Origin of the sequence: Methylobacterium sp., from assembly GCF_028290105.1 — a bacterium.
In the GTDB taxonomy this organism is placed as follows: Bacteria; Pseudomonadota; Alphaproteobacteria; order Rhizobiales; family Beijerinckiaceae; genus Methylobacterium.
Genome location: NZ_JAQGKL010000141.1, coordinates 1 through 14,826 on the forward strand (window position 1 = coordinate 1; position 14,826 = coordinate 14,826).

Consider the following 14,826-nt stretch of genomic DNA (forward strand, 5'->3'; position numbering starts at 1 on the left):
CGCTGGTCTCGTCGCCCGGCGCCACGGTGAAGCGGAAGGCGCCGGTGAGCGAGGGCCCGTCGAGGAGCGCGTGGATCACGAGGGAATCGGCGTCCTTGTCCGGCACCCCGACCCAGAACTCGCGGAACACCGGAAACTCCTCCGGCCCACCCTGGCCTTCGACGTTGACCGCGAGCCCGCGCGCCGAGAGCCCGTAGAGCTGGTCGCGTCCCAGGAAGCGGTAGTAGCTCGCGCCGAGGAAGACGATGAGTTCGTCGAGGAGATTCGGCTTGTTGAGGGGCGCGTGGATGCGCAGGCCCGCGAAACCGAGATCGACGGGCAGGGCCTTGTCGAGCTTCGTCCGGCCCATGTCGTAGAGGCTCGACTGGTACGGGATCGGCGTGGCCACGCCGCCGCGCACGAGGTTCACCGTCACGGGCCGCGTATAGAGGAAGCCGAGGTGGAAAAGCTGCAGCCGGAAGGGGCTCCCCTCCCCCAGGAAGGCCTTGTCCGGGCGGAAGCGGATGTCGCGCCAGGCATCGTAGTCGAGCTTGGCGATCGGCGCCGGCAGGGCCGGCACCCGTGCGTCGTACGGGAGCTTGGCCAGTTCCTGCGCGCGGCGCTCCACGTCCGCGAAGCCGAAGGGCGTGCGCGCCTCGGGGCGCTGGGCCAGGGCCTCACCCGACCCGCCCAGCAATGCGGCGCCCGCCAGGCCCTGGACGACGGTACGCCGGTTGAATTCTGTCATGAGCCTCGGGACCCGGTCCGACCACGCTGGAAACCGAGCGCTTGATGGCCCGTCGGCCGCGGCTTGGAAAGGGGGCATGCGGGACGCCTGCGCCGTTCCACGGGGCGTTTGTGCAACAGCCCGGCCGGGTGCGGAGATAACGCACCCGCAAAACACGATTTTCCCTTGTGGCGGGAACAGCCTGACCGTATATGCGCCTTGCCCAATTTCGCACGTGCCTGTGGCCGCGTGTCGGTTGGTGGGCATCCGGCCAACTGCCGGACAGCCGCCAGGGGTCTTAAAGGATCGATGGTCGACAGGGTGGATTCCCTCCGGCCGGCATCCAGGTGGCGACACCGGACCCCGACAACAACCGGCAGCCGGAGGCGAAACCGGCGAACCCCGCTCTCCACGGGGGACGCAGCTTAAAGCAACGACGAACGGGCTTTTTTGGTCTCGTCGGCCCTCCAAAGGCCGGCACCGAAGAGGCTTGTTTCTCTTTGCCCGGCGTGCGGTGGGGGTCCTCCCTTCCAATCCACGGCAGCTTCCGGGTGCTCTCGCGCCCGTGACCCTCCGCGTGTCTCCAAAGCACGCGGCGTGTCGCGACGCAGCGCCCCCAGACGCCGGACGACGCATGTCGTCCTGACATTCGACAGCGCGTCCCTCGCGGGCGCTTGCGAACCTGTGGGTTGGACAGACCATGACCGATCGTATCCGCGACTTCCTGCGTGCCCGCCGCGACATGGGCCAGGACGAAGGCCCGGTGATGGTGCTCGACCTCGAGGTCGTGCGCGACAACTACACGGCCTTCGCCCGGGCTCTCCCCGACACCCGCGTGTTCTACGCCGTCAAGGCGAACCCGGCTCCGGAAGTGCTGCGCCTGCTCGCCGAGATGGGCTCCTGCTTCGACACGGCCTCCGTGGTCGAGGTGGAGATGGCGCTCGCCTCCGGGGCCACCGCCGACCGCATCTCCTTCGGCAACACCATCAAGAAGGAGCGCTGCATTGGCCGCGCGCTCAAGCTCGGCGTGCGCCTGTTCGCCGTCGACTGCCAGGCCGAGGTCGAGAAGATCGCCCGCGCCGCCGATGCGGCGGGGGTCGAGGGCGCCGACGTGCAGGTGTTCTGCCGAATCCTCTGCGACGGGGCCGGCGCCGAGTGGCCGCTCTCGCGCAAGTTCGGCTGCGTGCCCGAAATGGCCGTGGATGTGCTGGAGCACGCCTACCGCCAGGGCCTGACCGCCTACGGCGTGTCGTTCCATGTCGGTTCGCAGCAGGGCAACACCGGCGCCTGGGACGGGGCGCTCGCCTCCGCCGCCACGATCTTCGCCGAATGCGCCGAGCGCGGCATCGCCCTGTCGATGGTCAACCTCGGCGGGGGCTTTCCCACCAAGTACCTCAAGGCGGTACCGGGGGTGGAATCCTACGGCGACGCGATCTTCCGGTCGCTCACCAAGCATTTCGGCAACCGCATGCCCGAGACCATCATCGAGCCGGGTCGCGGCATGGTCGGCAATGCCGGGGTGATCGAGGCCGAGGTCGTGCTGGTCTCGCGCAAGTCCGACGCCGAGGACGAGGTGCGCTGGGTCTACCTCGACATCGGCAAGTTCGGGGGTCTCGCCGAGACCATGGACGAGTCGATCCGCTACGCGATCCGCACGGATCACGACCACGACCGCATGTCCCCGTGCGTGCTCGCGGGCCCGACCTGCGATTCGGCCGACGTCCTCTACGAGAAGGTGCCGTATCCGCTGCCCGTGTCGCTCTCCATCGGCGACAAGGTGCTGATCGAGGGCGCCGGGGCCTACACCACCACCTACGCGGCGGTGGCCTTCAACGGCTTCCCGCCCCTTCAGCAATACGTCATCTAGACCTGCCTAAGGATCATGACGCGAACGCCGGGCGCCTCTCCAACGACGTGCCCGGCGGGTGGACTTCCACACGCTCGCCCCGTGCGCACCGGCCGGTGTCGCCCGGATCGTCTCGTCGCCTGCCCAACGTTCGGGAAGGGTGCGGCCTTGGTCCAGATTCGTGATGAGAAGCCCGGCGACATCGCCGCCCGCGAGCACCTGCTCGACGCCAGCCTCGGCGAGGCGCGCCGCCTGAAGACCTCCGAGCGCCTGCGCGAGGGACGGTGTCCGGCCGAAGGCCTAGCACTCGTCGCCGAGCGGGAAGGCCGCATGGTCGGTACCGTGCGCCTGTGGCACGTGGAGGCCGGCCCGGGCCGCTCCGCCCTGCTGCTCGGGCCGCTGGCCATCGATCCGGCGATGCAGGGGCTCGGCCTCGGCAGCGTCCTGATGCGGTCGGCGCTGCGTCGCGCGGGCATCCTCGGCCACGGCGCGGTCCTGCTGATGGGCGACGCCCCCTATTACGCGCGCTTCGGCTTCTCGCCGCGGCTCACCGACGGGCTGTTCATGCCGGGTCCCTTCGAGCGCGAGCGCTTCCTCGGGCTGGAATTGCGTCCCGGCACGCTCGCCGGTGCGCGCGGGACCCTGCGGGCGACCGGCGCCTGGGACGAGGCGGCACCCACGCGGGTCCTGGCCGCGGATGTCGCCATCTCCGGTGCAGGCGCGCGACGACGGGTCGCCTGAGCGGCTGTCCGGGTTCGGCGATCAGACGTTGGTGTGATGGTCGGCCTTGGCGGCGAGATCGCAGCGGCGCTGGAAGGCGGCCTCGTGGCGGCGGGTCACGGCGCGAAGCAGCGAGGCGGCCAGGGTGATGATCCCGGGATCGCGGTCGATCGGCTCGTCGACGGGGGCGGCGAGGCGGGACGTGATGAGAGCGAGCATGGCAGTAGTCCGTGGCGCGAAGGGACGGACGCTTCCTCGATCGCGATCCCCATTGCCTCGGGGAAAGCTGTTGTTCTGTTGCAGTGCAATATCGTCTCGCCCGGGCGGCGCTGCAATGCACTCAGGTGGGAGGTCGCCCTGCGTGCAGGGCATGCGCCCGTTCAATCTTCCGTGATGCTCCCGCCTGCCGCGCATGTGCGTCGGGACCGCCCCGTGGTTGACGGTCTCGGCCGCAGACGCCACTGAACCCGTCGCTTGTTCGTCATTTCCGGCGCCTAAGCCATGCGGCCGCCGTGCGACGACCCCGACGAGACGTTGAGAAGGATCACCTGTCCATGACCGAAGCCGCCACCTCCTGGCCCGTCCACGGCCGCATCACCGGTCCCATCGTGATGATCGGCTTCGGCTCCATCGGGCGCGGCACCCTTCCGCTGATCGAGCGCCACTTCGAGTACGACAAGGCTCGTTTCACGGTCGTCGAGCCCTCGGACGCGCACAAGTCCCTGGCCGACAAGCACGGCCTGCGCTTCGAGCAGGTGGCGCTCACCAAGGAGAACTACCGCGACGTGCTGACGCCGCTGCTCACCGAGGGCGGCGGCCAGGGCTTCTGCGTCAACCTCTCTGTGGACACCTCCTCCCGCGCCATCATGGAGCTCTGCCGCGAGCTCGGCGCCTTCTACATCGACACCGTGGCCGAGCCCTGGCCGGGCTTCTACTTCGACAAGAACAAGAGCCAGGGTGACCGCACCAACTACGCGCTTCGCCAGGACATCCTGGATGCCCGCACCGCCAGCCCCGGCGGCACCACCGCCGTGTCGTGCTGCGGCGCCAACCCGGGCATGGTCTCGTGGTTCGTCAAGCAGGCGCTCCTGAACGTCGCCGGCGACCTCGGCCTGAAGACCCCCGAGCCGAAGGACCGCGCCGGCTGGGCCGCCCTCATGCGCGAGGTCGGCGTCAAGGGCGTCCACATCGCCGAGCGCGATACGCAGCGCGCCAAGTCCGCCAAGCCCATGGGCGTGTTCGTCAACACCTGGTCGGTCGAGGGCTTCGTCTCCGAGGGCAACCAGCCGGCCGAGCTCGGCTGGGGCACCCACGAGACCTGGATGCCCGAGAACGGCCGCGAGCAGGAGAAGGGCTCGCGCTGCGCGATCTACCTGCTGCAGCCCGGCGCCGACACCCGCGTGCGCTCGTGGACGCCGACCGCCCAGTCGCAATACGCCTTCTTGGTGACCCACAACGAGGCCGTCTCGATTTCGGACTACTACACCGTGCTGGAAGGTGAGCGCGCCGCCTACCGGCCGACCTGTCACTACGCCTACCACCCCGCCAACGACGCGGTGCTCTCGCTCCACGAGATGTTCGGCAATGGCGGCAAGGTGCAGGAGAAGATCCACATCCTCGACGAAACCGAGATCGTGGACGGCATCGACGAGCTCGGCGTGCTGCTCTACGGCCACGCCAAGAACGCCTACTGGTACGGCTCGCAGCTCTCCATCGAAGAGACCCGCCGCATCGCGCCCTACCAGAACGCCACCGGCCTCCAGGTGACCTCGGCGGTCCTCGCCGGCATGGTCTGGGCCCTGGAGAATCCGCAGGCCGGCATCGTCGAGGCCGACGAGATGGACTTCCGCCGCTGCCTCGAGGTGCAGAGCCCGTATCTCGGCCCCGTGATCGGCGTCTACACCGACTGGACGCCGCTGACCGGCCGCCCCGGCCTGTTCCCGGAGGACATCGACACCAGCGACCCCTGGCAGTTCCGGAACGTGCTCGTGCACGGTTGAGACGCACGCGCACCGTCACCCCCGAGAACGGCCGTCGTCGGAATGCCGACGACGGCCGCTCCGGCTCCAACCCTTTCGCCGCTGCGGGACGATTTGCCTGCATCCGGCGACCGTTGTGTCCGGCACCGGCCGACGTCTACGATGGCCTCGCGCTCCGACGCGCGTCCATCTTCGTCTCCAGCCAGGACTGAGCCGCCCGGTGCCCCATTTCGAAGATTTCTACGCCGCCAAGCTGCGCGGCTCCCTCGGCGTCACCGATGCCGAATCCGTGCTCGACCTGCGCGGAGTGAATCGCCCCACGGCCGAAGCGTCGCTGGCCGACATGCTGGAGCGCAGCCGCTTCGGGAAAGGCAAGACGGTGGCGATCCGCCTCGACCCGCCACCCGAGGGCGGCGGCGAGACGCTGTTCCAGCCCGCCGGTCGCCTGCTCCTCGACGCCAAGCGGAAAGGCCTGGTCGACCGCCTGCAGACCTTGCCGGCCGGCGATGGACTCGGTTTCTACGTGGCACTCACCGGCAAGGCCGCGCGTTCCTCCGACGGATGACCTCGCGGGAGACCGGTACCCCTTGCTCAAGCTCGGACATAACACGATCGAGCGCCTCGCCCGGTTCGGCTACGGCGCGCGCGGCATCGTCTACTGCCTCGTCGGCGGCCTCGCCCTTTTGGCCGCCATCGGACGGGGCGGCCGCGCCGGAGACAGCGAGAGCGCGATCCGCTGGGTGCTCGCCGGTCCGTTCGGCGCCGTCCTCGTCGGGCTGATCGCATTCGGCCTGCTGGCCTTCGCCCTGTGGCGCCTCGTCGAGGGCGTCACCGATGCCGACCGGCGCGGGACGTCCCCGAAGGGCGTCGTGGTGCGCCTCGCCCATCTCCTCAGCGCCGGCATCTATACCGGTCTGGCGATTACCGCCGGCAGCCTCGCCCTGGGCCTCAGGCGCGGCGGCGGTGACGCGGGCCAGGATTGGACCGCCTGGCTGCTGGCAAAGCCCTTCGGCCTCTGGCTCGTCGGCCTCGTCGGGGTGGGGATCATGGCGGGTGGGCTCGCCTTCCTCGTCAAGGCCTATAAGGGTGACGTCACCGACCGGCTCAGGCTGGATGCCCAGGCCCGCCGCTGGGCCAAGCCCGTCGGCCGGTTCGGCTACGCCGCGCGCGGCATCGCCTTCCTCATCATCGGCGGATTCTTCATCGCGGCCGCGTGGCATCAGGCTTCCGCGGAAGTGAAGGGGCTGGCCGGCGCTTTCGCGGCGCTGCGGGCTCAGCCCTTCGGCTGGGTCCTGCTCGCCATCGTGGCGGCCGGGCACTTCGCCTTCGGGGCCTTCGGCCTGATCCAGGCGCGGTTCCGGCACATCGATGCACCGGATCTCGACCAGACCGACGACGCCGTGGCGGCGGCCCTGCGCACTTTGCGCTGAGGCGTCCAGGGAACCAAACCCAGCTTTTGATGATTGTGGCGCTGATTGCGGGCCATGGTGCGTCGGCCCGTTGCCGCCACATGGCGCCTGAAAAAAGGGGGAACACCCAGTGCAGTTTCGTTCCAGTGTCCTGACCGGCGGCCTCGTGGCGCTCGGTCTCGGTCTCGCCGCCGCGCCCGCCTTCGCGCAGGGCATCTCCATCGGTCCCGGCGGCGTCCAGGTCGATCCCGGTTACCGCCGCGGCTACGACGATCGCGGCCCGCCGCGCAGCGAGTTGTCCCGTGGCGAAGCGGCCCGGATCGCCCGGCGCGAAGGCCTCGTGGATGTGGACGGCGTCGATCGCCGCGGACCCCGCCTGATCGTGCGTGGCTCCGACCGCCGCGGCGACGACATCACGGTGGTGCTCGACAGCCGTTCGGGCGACGTCCTCGACGTCCGCCGCTGATCCACCGCATCGTACCGAAAATTCAAAGGCCCGGCCGGAAAGCCGGGCCTTCGTCATGTTCGAGAACGGGTCACGCGCCGGATCTGGCGAACCGTGCCAGCCCTTCCCGCGCGGAACTGACGGGCGTCCAGCCGAGACGCCCGAGTTCGTCGGCGCTGGCAACGAGGCTGGTGGAGAGGCGGCTGTAGGCTTCCTCCCGGCCCGCGAGGCGGCAAGCGAGGCCGAGGAGCGGCACGGGCACGGACACGACACCGGGGCCTCTCCCGAGACCGGCACGGAGCGCGCCGACCATCTCGGGCAACGTGAGGGCATCGGGCTCGGCGACGATGAGCGGACGACGCAAGGGTGCTGAGGTCTCCAGGGCCGTCGCCACGGCGGCGGCGAGGCTCTCGACGGAGACGAGCGAGCGCCGGGCGTCGAGGCCGCCGAACGGCAGGGGCGCGGCCGAGCGGACGAGTTGCATCAGCGTCGCCATGTTCCCCTTCACGCCGGCGCCGTAGACGAGAACGGGACGCAGGGCGACCCAGTCGAGCGCCGTCCCCGCCAGGGCTTCTTCCGCCGCCAGCTTCGAGCGGCCGTAGGCGTCGGTGGGCACGGGCGGATCGGCCTCGGTGACGATGCCGGGGGCCGACACGCCGGTCTGCGCACGGATCGAGGACAGGAAGACTAGGCGTTGCACGCGCGCCTTGGCCGCCGCCTCGGCGAGCCGCAGGGTCGCGTCCGTATTCGATGACCGGAAATCGTCGTCGGGCCTGCCCGACATGGAGAGCGCGAGGCCGGCCGAGTGCACGATCGCGTCGACGCCGGCGAGGGCCGCCGCCATGTTCATCGGCCGGGACAGATCGCCGACGACCGCGCTGCTGGCGCCCTCCGGCACCTCGACCGGCCGGCGCAGCAAGACCCGGACGCGGTAGCCGCGTCGCGACAGATCGTGGAGGAGATGGCGCCCGATGAAGCCGGTGGCGCCGGTCAGTGCGATCAGCCGTGCAGCCAAGCCCGAGCCCTCCTGTGCCTTTCCACGATCGCGCTAAGACCGCTTGGCCGTGACTTCGATCTCGACCTTCATCTCGGGACGCAGCAATCCGGCCACGATCAGGATCGTGGCGGCCGGGCGCACATCCGCCAGCACGCGTCCGCAGACCGCGAGCACGGCCTCGGCCTCCGCGCGGTCGGTGACATGGTAGGTCGCCCGCACGATGTCCGCGAGGGACGCGCCCGCCTCGCCGAGCACGGACGCGATGGTGCGCCAGCAGGCCTCGGCCTGCTCGGCGGCCGTCTCCGGCATCGTCATCGTCGCGTAGTCGTAGCCCGTGGTGCCGGCGACGAAGACGAAGCCGTCCTGCACCAGCGCGCGGAAATAGCCGTAGGCAGCCTCGAAGGGTGAACCGGAGGTGATGAGGCGGCGCGCGCTCATCCGCGCCGGAGCGCTTCCAGTACCTTGGCCCCCGGACGCCCCGTCGCCGGCATACCGAGGCTGCGCTCGACCTCCTTGATCGCGTCGCGGGTCTTCGAGCCGACCTTGCCGTCCGGCTCGCCGACATCGAAGCCCCGCTTGGTCAGCCGGGCCTGGAGATCGCGGCGCTCGGCGCGCGACAACGGCGGATCGTCGGTGGGCCACCCGGCCTGGATCCCGCCGCGCCCGCGCAGGCGGTCGGACAGGACCGCGATGGCTAGACCATAGGATTCGGCGGCGTTGTAGGAATAGAGCGCATCGAAGTTGCGCGTCACGAGAAAGGCCGGTCCGTCGCTGCCCGCCGGCAGCAGGATCCCGGCGGGACCCTCGCCGGAGAGCGGCCGGCCGTCGATCCGGGTGACGCCGAGGGAGGCCCAATGGGCCACCGGCTTCTTGTTCTTGCGGCCGGCGGCGCCCGCGTTGAAGCCCTTCGGCACGCGGACCTCGTAGCCCCAAGGCTGGCCGTTCGACCACTTGGCGACGCGCAGGAAGTTTGCCGTGGAGGCGACCGCGTCCGGTACCGAATCCACCAAGTCGCGCCGCCCGTCGCCGTCGCCGTCGACGGCGAGGCGCTGGTAGGTGGTGGGCATGAACTGGGTCTGGCCGAAGGCGCCCGCCCAGGACCCGTTGAGGCGCGAGGGATCGATGTCGCCGCGCTCGATGATCTTCAGGGTCGCCATCAGCTCGCCCTTGAAGAAGTCGCGGCGGCGGTGGTTGGCGCAGATCAACGTGGCGAAGGATTGCACCAGCGGCATCTTGCCGAGGTTCTTGCCGAAATTGGATTCGACACCCCAGACCGCCGCGATGGTGTAGCGGTCGACGCCGTAGCGGCTTTCCGCGTTGGCGAGCGCCTGCGCATGCTCGCGCATGGCGGCCTTGCCGTCGTCCACCCGCTCCTCGTCCACGAGGGCGGCCATGTAGTCCCAGATCGGCGTCTTGAACTCGGGCTGGGCCTGGGAGAGTTCGAGCACCTTCTCGTCGTAGCTGATGCCGGCCGTGGCCGCGCGGAAGGTCTGGGCGGAGATGCCCTGCGCCGCCGCCTGGGATTGCAGGTTCGCGAGGCAATCCTGGAAGTCGGCGCGGGCCGGAGCGGGGCGCGACAGGAGGGCCGCGGCCAGTCCGAGGGAGAGGGTCGCCGTCTTGCCTGAGCGGCCGAATGCCATCGTGATCTCCGCCAATGCGTCCGGGGAACTGTGATCGCGAATTCAGGCGATACCACGGTTAACGAACGGTTGAGAGCGAGGCGGAATGATCGGGTCGGCACCGCACGCGGCGCTAACCCGAAGCGCGACGAACGCCCAGGCTTCAGGCGAATCCGCGCGCCGCGAGCTTTTCCTCGTAGGCGTCGATCTTCGGCGCCCGCTTCAGGGTCAGGCCGATCTCGTCGAGGCCGTTGAGCAGGCTTTCCTTGCGGCCCGGGTCGATGTCGAAATGCAGGGTGCCGCCGTCGGGGCCCTTGATGGTCTGGGCCGCCAGATCCACCGACAGCGTCGCGTTCGCGCCCCGCTCGGCATCCTCGAACAGCTTCTCCAGGTCTTCCGGGGAGACCGTGATCGCCAGGATGCCGTTCTTGGCGCAGTTGTTGAAGAAGATGTCCGCGAAGCTCGTGGAGATGACGCAGCGGATGCCGAAATCGGTGAGCGCCCAGGGCGCGTGCTCGCGCGAGGATCCGCAGCCGAAATTGTCGCCGACAACGAGGATGCGGGCGTTGCGATAGGCCGGCTTGTTCAGGACGAAGTCCGGGTTCTCCGAGCCGTCGTCGTGGTAGCGCATCTCGGAGAACAGGCCCTTGCCCAGCCCGGTGCGCTTGATGGTCTTGAGGTACTGCTTGGGGATGATCCGGTCGGTGTCGACGTTGATGATCCGCATGGGCGCCGCAACGCCCTCCAGGGTGGTGAACTTTTCCATTGTGGTCGCCGTGATCCGTGAACGCCCTGCGTGACGGCGCCGTCCGGCGGGGCAGCGGACGGAGCGATCGCTCGGGCGACGGTCTATCAGCAGGCGCGACGCGGAGAAAGGCGGGGCGGCGTCTCGCGGTCGTCGCGCATCGCGCCTATGCTTTGCACAACCGACGGATGGGAACCGCGATGACCGAGACCACGAACCAATTCAAGAAAGCGCCGAAGCGCAAGAAGGAGAAGGCCCGATCCGTCAGCGTTTCGCCCGAGATGCGTCAGGCCTATGCGGATCTCATCAAGCAGAAGGAAGAGCGCGAGGAATACGCAAAACACCTGCCCTCCGAAAAGGGCAGGTGATCGGCGGCTTTCGATGCGGTCGTAAGGCTTAGAGCTTTCCGGCCTCGATCACGTCCTCGACCGTCCGCAGGCCGGCGCGCGGGGAATTGACGAGGCAGGCCATGTTGCCGGGCGCGTGCTGGTTCTTCCACATCTTGGTGTGGGCCTGGGGAATCTTGTCCCAGGGGAAGACCTCGCTCATGCAGGGGTCGATGCGCTGGTCCAGAACGAACTGGTTGGCGGCCGACGCCTGCTTCAGGTGCGCGAAGTGCGAACCCTGGATGCGCTTCTGGCGCATCCAGACGTAGCGGGCGTCGAACGTGATGTTGAAGCCGGTGGTGCCGGCGCAGAACACGATCATGCCGCCGCGCTTGGCCACCAGGGTCGAGACCGGAAAGGTCGACTCGCCAGGGTGCTCGAACACGATGTCGACGTCGTTGCCCTTGCCGGTGATGTCCCAGATCGCCTTGCCGAACTTCCGGGCTTCCTTGAGCCAGGTGTTGTACTCAGGCGAATTGACCTTCGGGAGCTGACCCCAGCAATCGAATTCCTTGCGGTTGATGACGCCCTTGGCGCCCAGGCTCATCACGTAGTCGCGCTTCGAGTCGTCGGAGATCACCGCGATGGCGTTGGCGCCGGACGCCGCGCAGAGCTGCACCGCGAACACGCCGAGACCGCCCGAGGCGCCCCAGACGAGGACGTTCTGGCCGGGACGCACCGTGTGCGGCGCGTGGCCGAACAGCATGCGGTAGGCGGTGGCGAGGGTCAGCGTGTAGCAGGCCGCCTCCTCCCAGGTGAGGTGCTTGGGGCGGACCATGAGCTGGCGCGACTGCACCCGGCAATACTGGGCGAAGGAGCCGTCGCCGGTCTCGTAGCCCCAGATCCGCTGGGACGGCGAGAACATCGGGTCGCCGCCGTTGCACTCCTCGTCGTCGCCGTCGTCGCGGTTGCAGTGGACGATGACTTCGTCGCCGACCTTCCAGCGCTTCACCTTGGCGCCGACCTTCCAGACGATGCCGGAAGCGTCCGAGCCGGCGATGTGGTACTCGCCCTTGTGCACGTCGAAGGGCGAGATCGGCTCGCCGAGGCCGGCCCAGACGCCGTTGTAGTTGACGCCGGCGGCCATGACGTAGACCAGCACCTCGTCGTCGCCGATGTCCCAAACCGGGAGCACTTCGAGCAGGTGCGACTGCTCCGGCGGACCGTGGCGCTCGCGCCGGATGGCCCAGGCGTACATCTTCGCCGGCACGTGACCGAGGGGCGGGACCTCGCCCATCTCGTACAGATCCTTGATTTCGGTCGTGCTCGACGCAGGACTCGCGGCCATCTTGGCTCTCCCTATCTTGTTCTGAGCGACCCTATATCGGCGAACCTGAACCGCTCCAAGGCCCCAGAAAGGCCATGAAGGCCCCGCGCCTGTGGGCGAATCGAGGTTCATGCGGACGCTCGGATCTGTATTCAATATTCTTTGCGTCAGTTCTGTCCGTCGGCAGGACATATCCTGTCGATCTGTCAGACATTTAGGTACCTTTGTGCAGGCTTGGGCCGCGATGTGCTTTTGAATTCGCTTGCGCGGCGCGCCTAGAATTTTTCCAAGCCTTCGGGCCCGAACGCGATCAGGCTCGACTTTCGGCCAGATGACGCGTGGCCACGGCTTGGATAGGGTGCCGCGCATCACGCGCGGAAAAAGCGCGGCACACAATCGAACGGAGTCGAGTGGAATGAGCGCGAACGCGACCGTCGCCGAGGTCAAGCGCGACAAGCCCTGGATCATCCGGACCTATGCCGGGCATTCCAATGCCAAGGAGTCGAACGCGCTCTACCGAGGCAATCTCGCCAAGGGCCAGACCGGGCTCTCGGTCGCCTTCGATCTGCCGACGCAGACCGGCTACGATCCCGACCACGAGCTGGCCCGCGGCGAGGTCGGCAAGGTCGGCGTCTCGATCGCGCATCTCGGCGACATGCGGACCCTGTTCGACCAGATTCCGCTGCAGCAGATGAACACCTCGATGACGATCAACGCCACGGCGCCGTGGCTGTTGTCGCTCTATCTCGCGGTGGCGGAGGAGCAGGGCGCGCCGCTGAGCGGCCTCCAGGGCACGACCCAGAACGACATCATCAAGGAATACCTGTCGCGCGGCACCTACGTGTTCCCGCCCGCGCCGTCGCTCCGGCTGACCAAGGACGTGATCCTGTTCACGACCAAGGAGGTGCCGAAGTGGAACCCGATGAACGTCTGCTCCTACCACCTGCAGGAGGCCGGGGCGACGCCGGTGCAGGAGCTCTCCTACGCGCTCGCCATCGCCATCGCGGTGCTCGACACGGTGCGGGACGATCCCGATTTTGACGAGGCGAGCTTCGCCGACGTGTTCAGCCGCATCTCGTTCTTCGTGAACGCCGGCATGCGGTTCGTCACCGAGATCTGCAAGATGCGGGCGTTCGCGGAGCTCTGGGACGAGATCGCCCAGGAGCGCTACGGCATCACCGACCCGAAGAAGCGCATCTTCCGCTACGGCGTCCAGGTCAACAGCCTCGGCCTGACCGAGCAGCAGCCCGAGAACAACGTCCACCGCATCCTCATCGAGATGCTGGCCGTGACGCTCTCCAAGCGTGCCCGCGCGCGAGCCGTGCAGCTGCCGGCCTGGAACGAGGCGCTCGGCCTGCCGCGCCCCTGGGACCAGCAATGGTCCATGCGCATGCAGCAGATCCTGGCCTTCGAGACCGACCTCCTCGAATACGACGACATCTTCGACGGCTCGAAGGTCATCGATGCCAAGGTCGAGGCCCTGAAGGCCGAGACCCGGCAGGCGCTCGAAGAGATCGGCGGCATCGGCGGCGCGGTCGCGGCGGTGGAGACCGGTGCCCTGAAGCGGGCGCTCGTGGAATCGAACGCCAAGCGGATCTCGGCCATCGAGGCCGGCGACCAGATCGTGGTCGGCGTCAACAAGTTCCAGGCCGGCGAACCCTCGCCGCTCACCGCCGGCGAGGGCGCGATCTTCACGGTGTCGGAGACCGTGGAGATGGAGGCCGAGCAGCGCATCCGCGACTGGCGCTCGAAGCGCGACGGCAAGGCTGTCGAAAAGGCGCTGTCCGACCTCGAGGCCGCCGCGCGCTCGGGCGCCAACATCATGCCGGTCTCGATCGCCGCCGCGAAGGCCGGCGTGACGACGGGCGAGTGGGGCGAGCGCCTGCGCCAGGTCTTCGGCGAGTACCGCGCGCCCACCGGCGTCACCCTCGAGACCGTGTCCTCGGGCGCGGCGGCGGACGCCAAGCTCCTCATCGCCGATCTCGGCGAGCGCCTCGGCGAGACACCGAAGCTCGTCGTCGGCAAGCCCGGCCTCGACGGCCCCTCGAACGGCGCCGAGCAGATCGCGCTGCGTGCCCGCGACGTCGGGTTCGACGTGACCTACGACGGCATCCGCCAGACTCCGGCCGAGATCGTCGCCAAGGCCAAGTCCACCGGCGCCCACGTGGTCGGCCTCTCGATCCTGTCGGGGAGCCACGTCCCGCTGGTGCGCGACGTCAAGGCGAAGATGCGCGAAGCGGGCCTCGACCACATCCCCGTGGTGGTCGGCGGCATCATCTCGGCCGACGACGAACTCGTGCTCAAGAACATGGGCGTGACGGCGGTCTACACGCCCAAGGACTACATCCTCGACACCATCATGGTGGGAATCGCCAAGGTGGTGGAGCGCTCGCTCGACAAGCGAGCCGCCGAGCAGGCGGACGCGGCGGCCGGTGTCGCCGGGGCGACGCCGCGCGGCGACCACGCCGAGAAGGTGTTCTAAACGGGCTACACGCGATGCGGGGCGGCGTCAGGCGCCGTCCCGACGCGGGTTCAGGACGCGCCGACGTAGCGGTCGCGTCCGGCCCCTAAGCTGCACAGGAAGGCGAAGAGCGCGATCGTGCAGAACAGAATCGTCGAGGCGGCCCAGGTGCCCGTTAGATCGTGCGCCAAGCCGAAGCCGAGTGGCCCGAGCGAAGCCACCGTGTAGCCGACGCTCTGCGACATG

General features: G+C 68.7%; 15 protein-coding genes. 8 read left to right on the forward strand and 7 right to left on the reverse strand.

Features of this window, described 5'->3' with window-relative positions:
* Nucleotides 1-727 (reverse strand): glucan biosynthesis protein (locus JWQ05_RS09850; protein WP_299658096.1); only part of this gene is annotated, 727 nt, incomplete at its 3' end.
* Between the two features lie 679 nt (nucleotides 728-1,406).
* Between JWQ05_RS09850 and JWQ05_RS09855 the strand changes: the two genes are divergently transcribed.
* Nucleotides 1,407-2,573: a type III PLP-dependent enzyme gene (locus JWQ05_RS09855; protein ID WP_299658098.1), complete on the forward strand. Its 1,167-nt coding sequence runs from the start codon at nucleotides 1,407-1,409 to the stop codon at nucleotides 2,571-2,573.
* Between the two features lie 147 nt (nucleotides 2,574-2,720).
* Nucleotides 2,721-3,293 carry a GNAT family N-acetyltransferase gene (locus JWQ05_RS09860; RefSeq protein WP_299658100.1) on the forward strand — a complete coding sequence of 191 codons (573 nt, stop codon included), beginning with the start codon at nucleotides 2,721-2,723 and terminating at the stop codon, nucleotides 3,291-3,293.
* Nucleotides 3,294-3,314: 21 nt separating this feature from the next.
* Here JWQ05_RS09860 and JWQ05_RS09865 read toward each other — a convergent pair whose 3' ends face one another.
* Nucleotides 3,315-3,491, reverse strand: coding sequence for a hypothetical protein (locus JWQ05_RS09865; protein ID WP_299658102.1), 177 nt, complete (start codon nucleotides 3,489-3,491; stop codon nucleotides 3,315-3,317).
* Between the two features lie 335 nt (nucleotides 3,492-3,826).
* Between JWQ05_RS09865 and JWQ05_RS09870 the strand changes: the two genes are divergently transcribed.
* From JWQ05_RS09870 to JWQ05_RS09885, 4 genes are all read left to right on the forward strand, one after another.
* On the forward strand, nucleotides 3,827-5,272 hold the full coding sequence (locus JWQ05_RS09870) for a homospermidine synthase (RefSeq protein WP_299658104.1): 1,446 nt from the start codon (nucleotides 3,827-3,829) through the stop codon (nucleotides 5,270-5,272).
* Between the two features lie 199 nt (nucleotides 5,273-5,471).
* A complete protein-coding gene (locus JWQ05_RS09875) occupies nucleotides 5,472-5,816 on the forward strand; it encodes a hypothetical protein (RefSeq protein WP_299658106.1) in 345 nt (114 codons plus the stop codon).
* 22 nt (nucleotides 5,817-5,838) lie between these two features.
* On the forward strand, nucleotides 5,839-6,681 hold the full coding sequence (locus JWQ05_RS09880; RefSeq protein WP_299658108.1) for a DUF1206 domain-containing protein: 843 nt from the start codon (nucleotides 5,839-5,841) through the stop codon (nucleotides 6,679-6,681).
* 109 nt (nucleotides 6,682-6,790) lie between these two features.
* Nucleotides 6,791-7,126 carry a PepSY domain-containing protein gene (locus JWQ05_RS09885; protein ID WP_299658110.1) on the forward strand — a complete coding sequence of 112 codons (336 nt, stop codon included), beginning with the start codon at nucleotides 6,791-6,793 and terminating at the stop codon, nucleotides 7,124-7,126.
* 70 nt (nucleotides 7,127-7,196) lie between these two features.
* Here JWQ05_RS09885 and JWQ05_RS09890 read toward each other — a convergent pair whose 3' ends face one another.
* From JWQ05_RS09890 to leuD, 4 genes are all read right to left on the reverse strand, one after another.
* Nucleotides 7,197-8,120, reverse strand: a complete 924-nt coding sequence (locus JWQ05_RS09890) for an NAD-dependent epimerase/dehydratase family protein (protein WP_299658112.1) — start codon at nucleotides 8,118-8,120, stop codon at nucleotides 7,197-7,199.
* Between the two features lie 33 nt (nucleotides 8,121-8,153).
* Nucleotides 8,154-8,540 carry a RidA family protein gene (locus JWQ05_RS09895; protein ID WP_299658114.1) on the reverse strand — a complete coding sequence of 129 codons (387 nt, stop codon included), beginning with the start codon at nucleotides 8,538-8,540 and terminating at the stop codon, nucleotides 8,154-8,156.
* Nucleotides 8,537-9,742 carry a lytic murein transglycosylase gene (locus tag JWQ05_RS09900; protein ID WP_299658116.1) on the reverse strand — a complete coding sequence of 402 codons (1,206 nt, stop codon included), beginning with the start codon at nucleotides 9,740-9,742 and terminating at the stop codon, nucleotides 8,537-8,539. Before JWQ05_RS09900 ends, JWQ05_RS09895 begins: the two co-directional genes overlap by 4 nt.
* Nucleotides 9,743-9,884: 142 nt before the next feature.
* Nucleotides 9,885-10,487: a 3-isopropylmalate dehydratase small subunit gene (gene leuD, locus JWQ05_RS09905; protein WP_299658118.1), complete on the reverse strand. Its 603-nt coding sequence runs from the start codon at nucleotides 10,485-10,487 to the stop codon at nucleotides 9,885-9,887.
* Nucleotides 10,488-10,504: 17 nt separating this feature from the next.
* Here leuD and JWQ05_RS09910 point away from each other — a divergent pair, with 17 nt between their 5' ends.
* Nucleotides 10,505-10,834 carry a hypothetical protein gene (locus tag JWQ05_RS09910; protein ID WP_299658124.1) on the forward strand — a complete coding sequence of 110 codons (330 nt, stop codon included), beginning with the start codon at nucleotides 10,505-10,507 and terminating at the stop codon, nucleotides 10,832-10,834.
* A 28-nt stretch (nucleotides 10,835-10,862) separates the two neighbouring features.
* Here JWQ05_RS09910 and ccrA read toward each other — a convergent pair whose 3' ends face one another.
* Nucleotides 10,863-12,140 carry a crotonyl-CoA carboxylase/reductase gene (gene ccrA / locus JWQ05_RS09915; RefSeq protein ID WP_299658120.1) on the reverse strand — a complete coding sequence of 426 codons (1,278 nt, stop codon included), beginning with the start codon at nucleotides 12,138-12,140 and terminating at the stop codon, nucleotides 10,863-10,865.
* Between the two features lie 394 nt (nucleotides 12,141-12,534).
* On the opposite strand from ccrA, the gene JWQ05_RS09920 reads away from it, so the two are divergent.
* Nucleotides 12,535-14,601 (forward strand): protein meaA, encoded by a 2,067-nt coding sequence (locus tag JWQ05_RS09920; protein ID WP_299658122.1) that lies wholly within the window; start codon nucleotides 12,535-12,537, stop codon nucleotides 14,599-14,601.
* The last annotated feature ends 225 nt before the right edge of the window (nucleotides 14,602-14,826 follow it).

Bases quoted from the DNA above. Each gene is read 5' to 3' on its own strand.
- JWQ05_RS09855 (WP_299658098.1), top strand. From the start codon at position 1,407: ATGACCGATCGTATCCGCGACTTCCTGCGTGCCCGCCGCGACATGGGC.
- JWQ05_RS09865 (WP_299658102.1), bottom strand. From the start codon at position 3,491: ATGCTCGCTCTCATCACGTCCCGCCTCGCCGCCCCCGTCGACGAGCCG.
- JWQ05_RS09870 (WP_299658104.1), top strand. From the start codon at position 3,827: ATGACCGAAGCCGCCACCTCCTGGCCCGTCCACGGCCGCATCACCGGT.
- JWQ05_RS09895 (WP_299658114.1), bottom strand. From the start codon at position 8,540: ATGAGCGCGCGCCGCCTCATCACCTCCGGTTCACCCTTCGAGGCTGCC.
- JWQ05_RS09900 (WP_299658116.1), bottom strand. From the start codon at position 9,742: ATGGCATTCGGCCGCTCAGGCAAGACGGCGACCCTCTCCCTCGGACTG.
- leuD (WP_299658118.1), bottom strand. From the start codon at position 10,487: ATGGAAAAGTTCACCACCCTGGAGGGCGTTGCGGCGCCCATGCGGATC.
- ccrA (WP_299658120.1), bottom strand. From the start codon at position 12,140: ATGGCCGCGAGTCCTGCGTCGAGCACGACCGAAATCAAGGATCTGTAC.
- JWQ05_RS09920 (WP_299658122.1), top strand. From the start codon at position 12,535: ATGAGCGCGAACGCGACCGTCGCCGAGGTCAAGCGCGACAAGCCCTGG.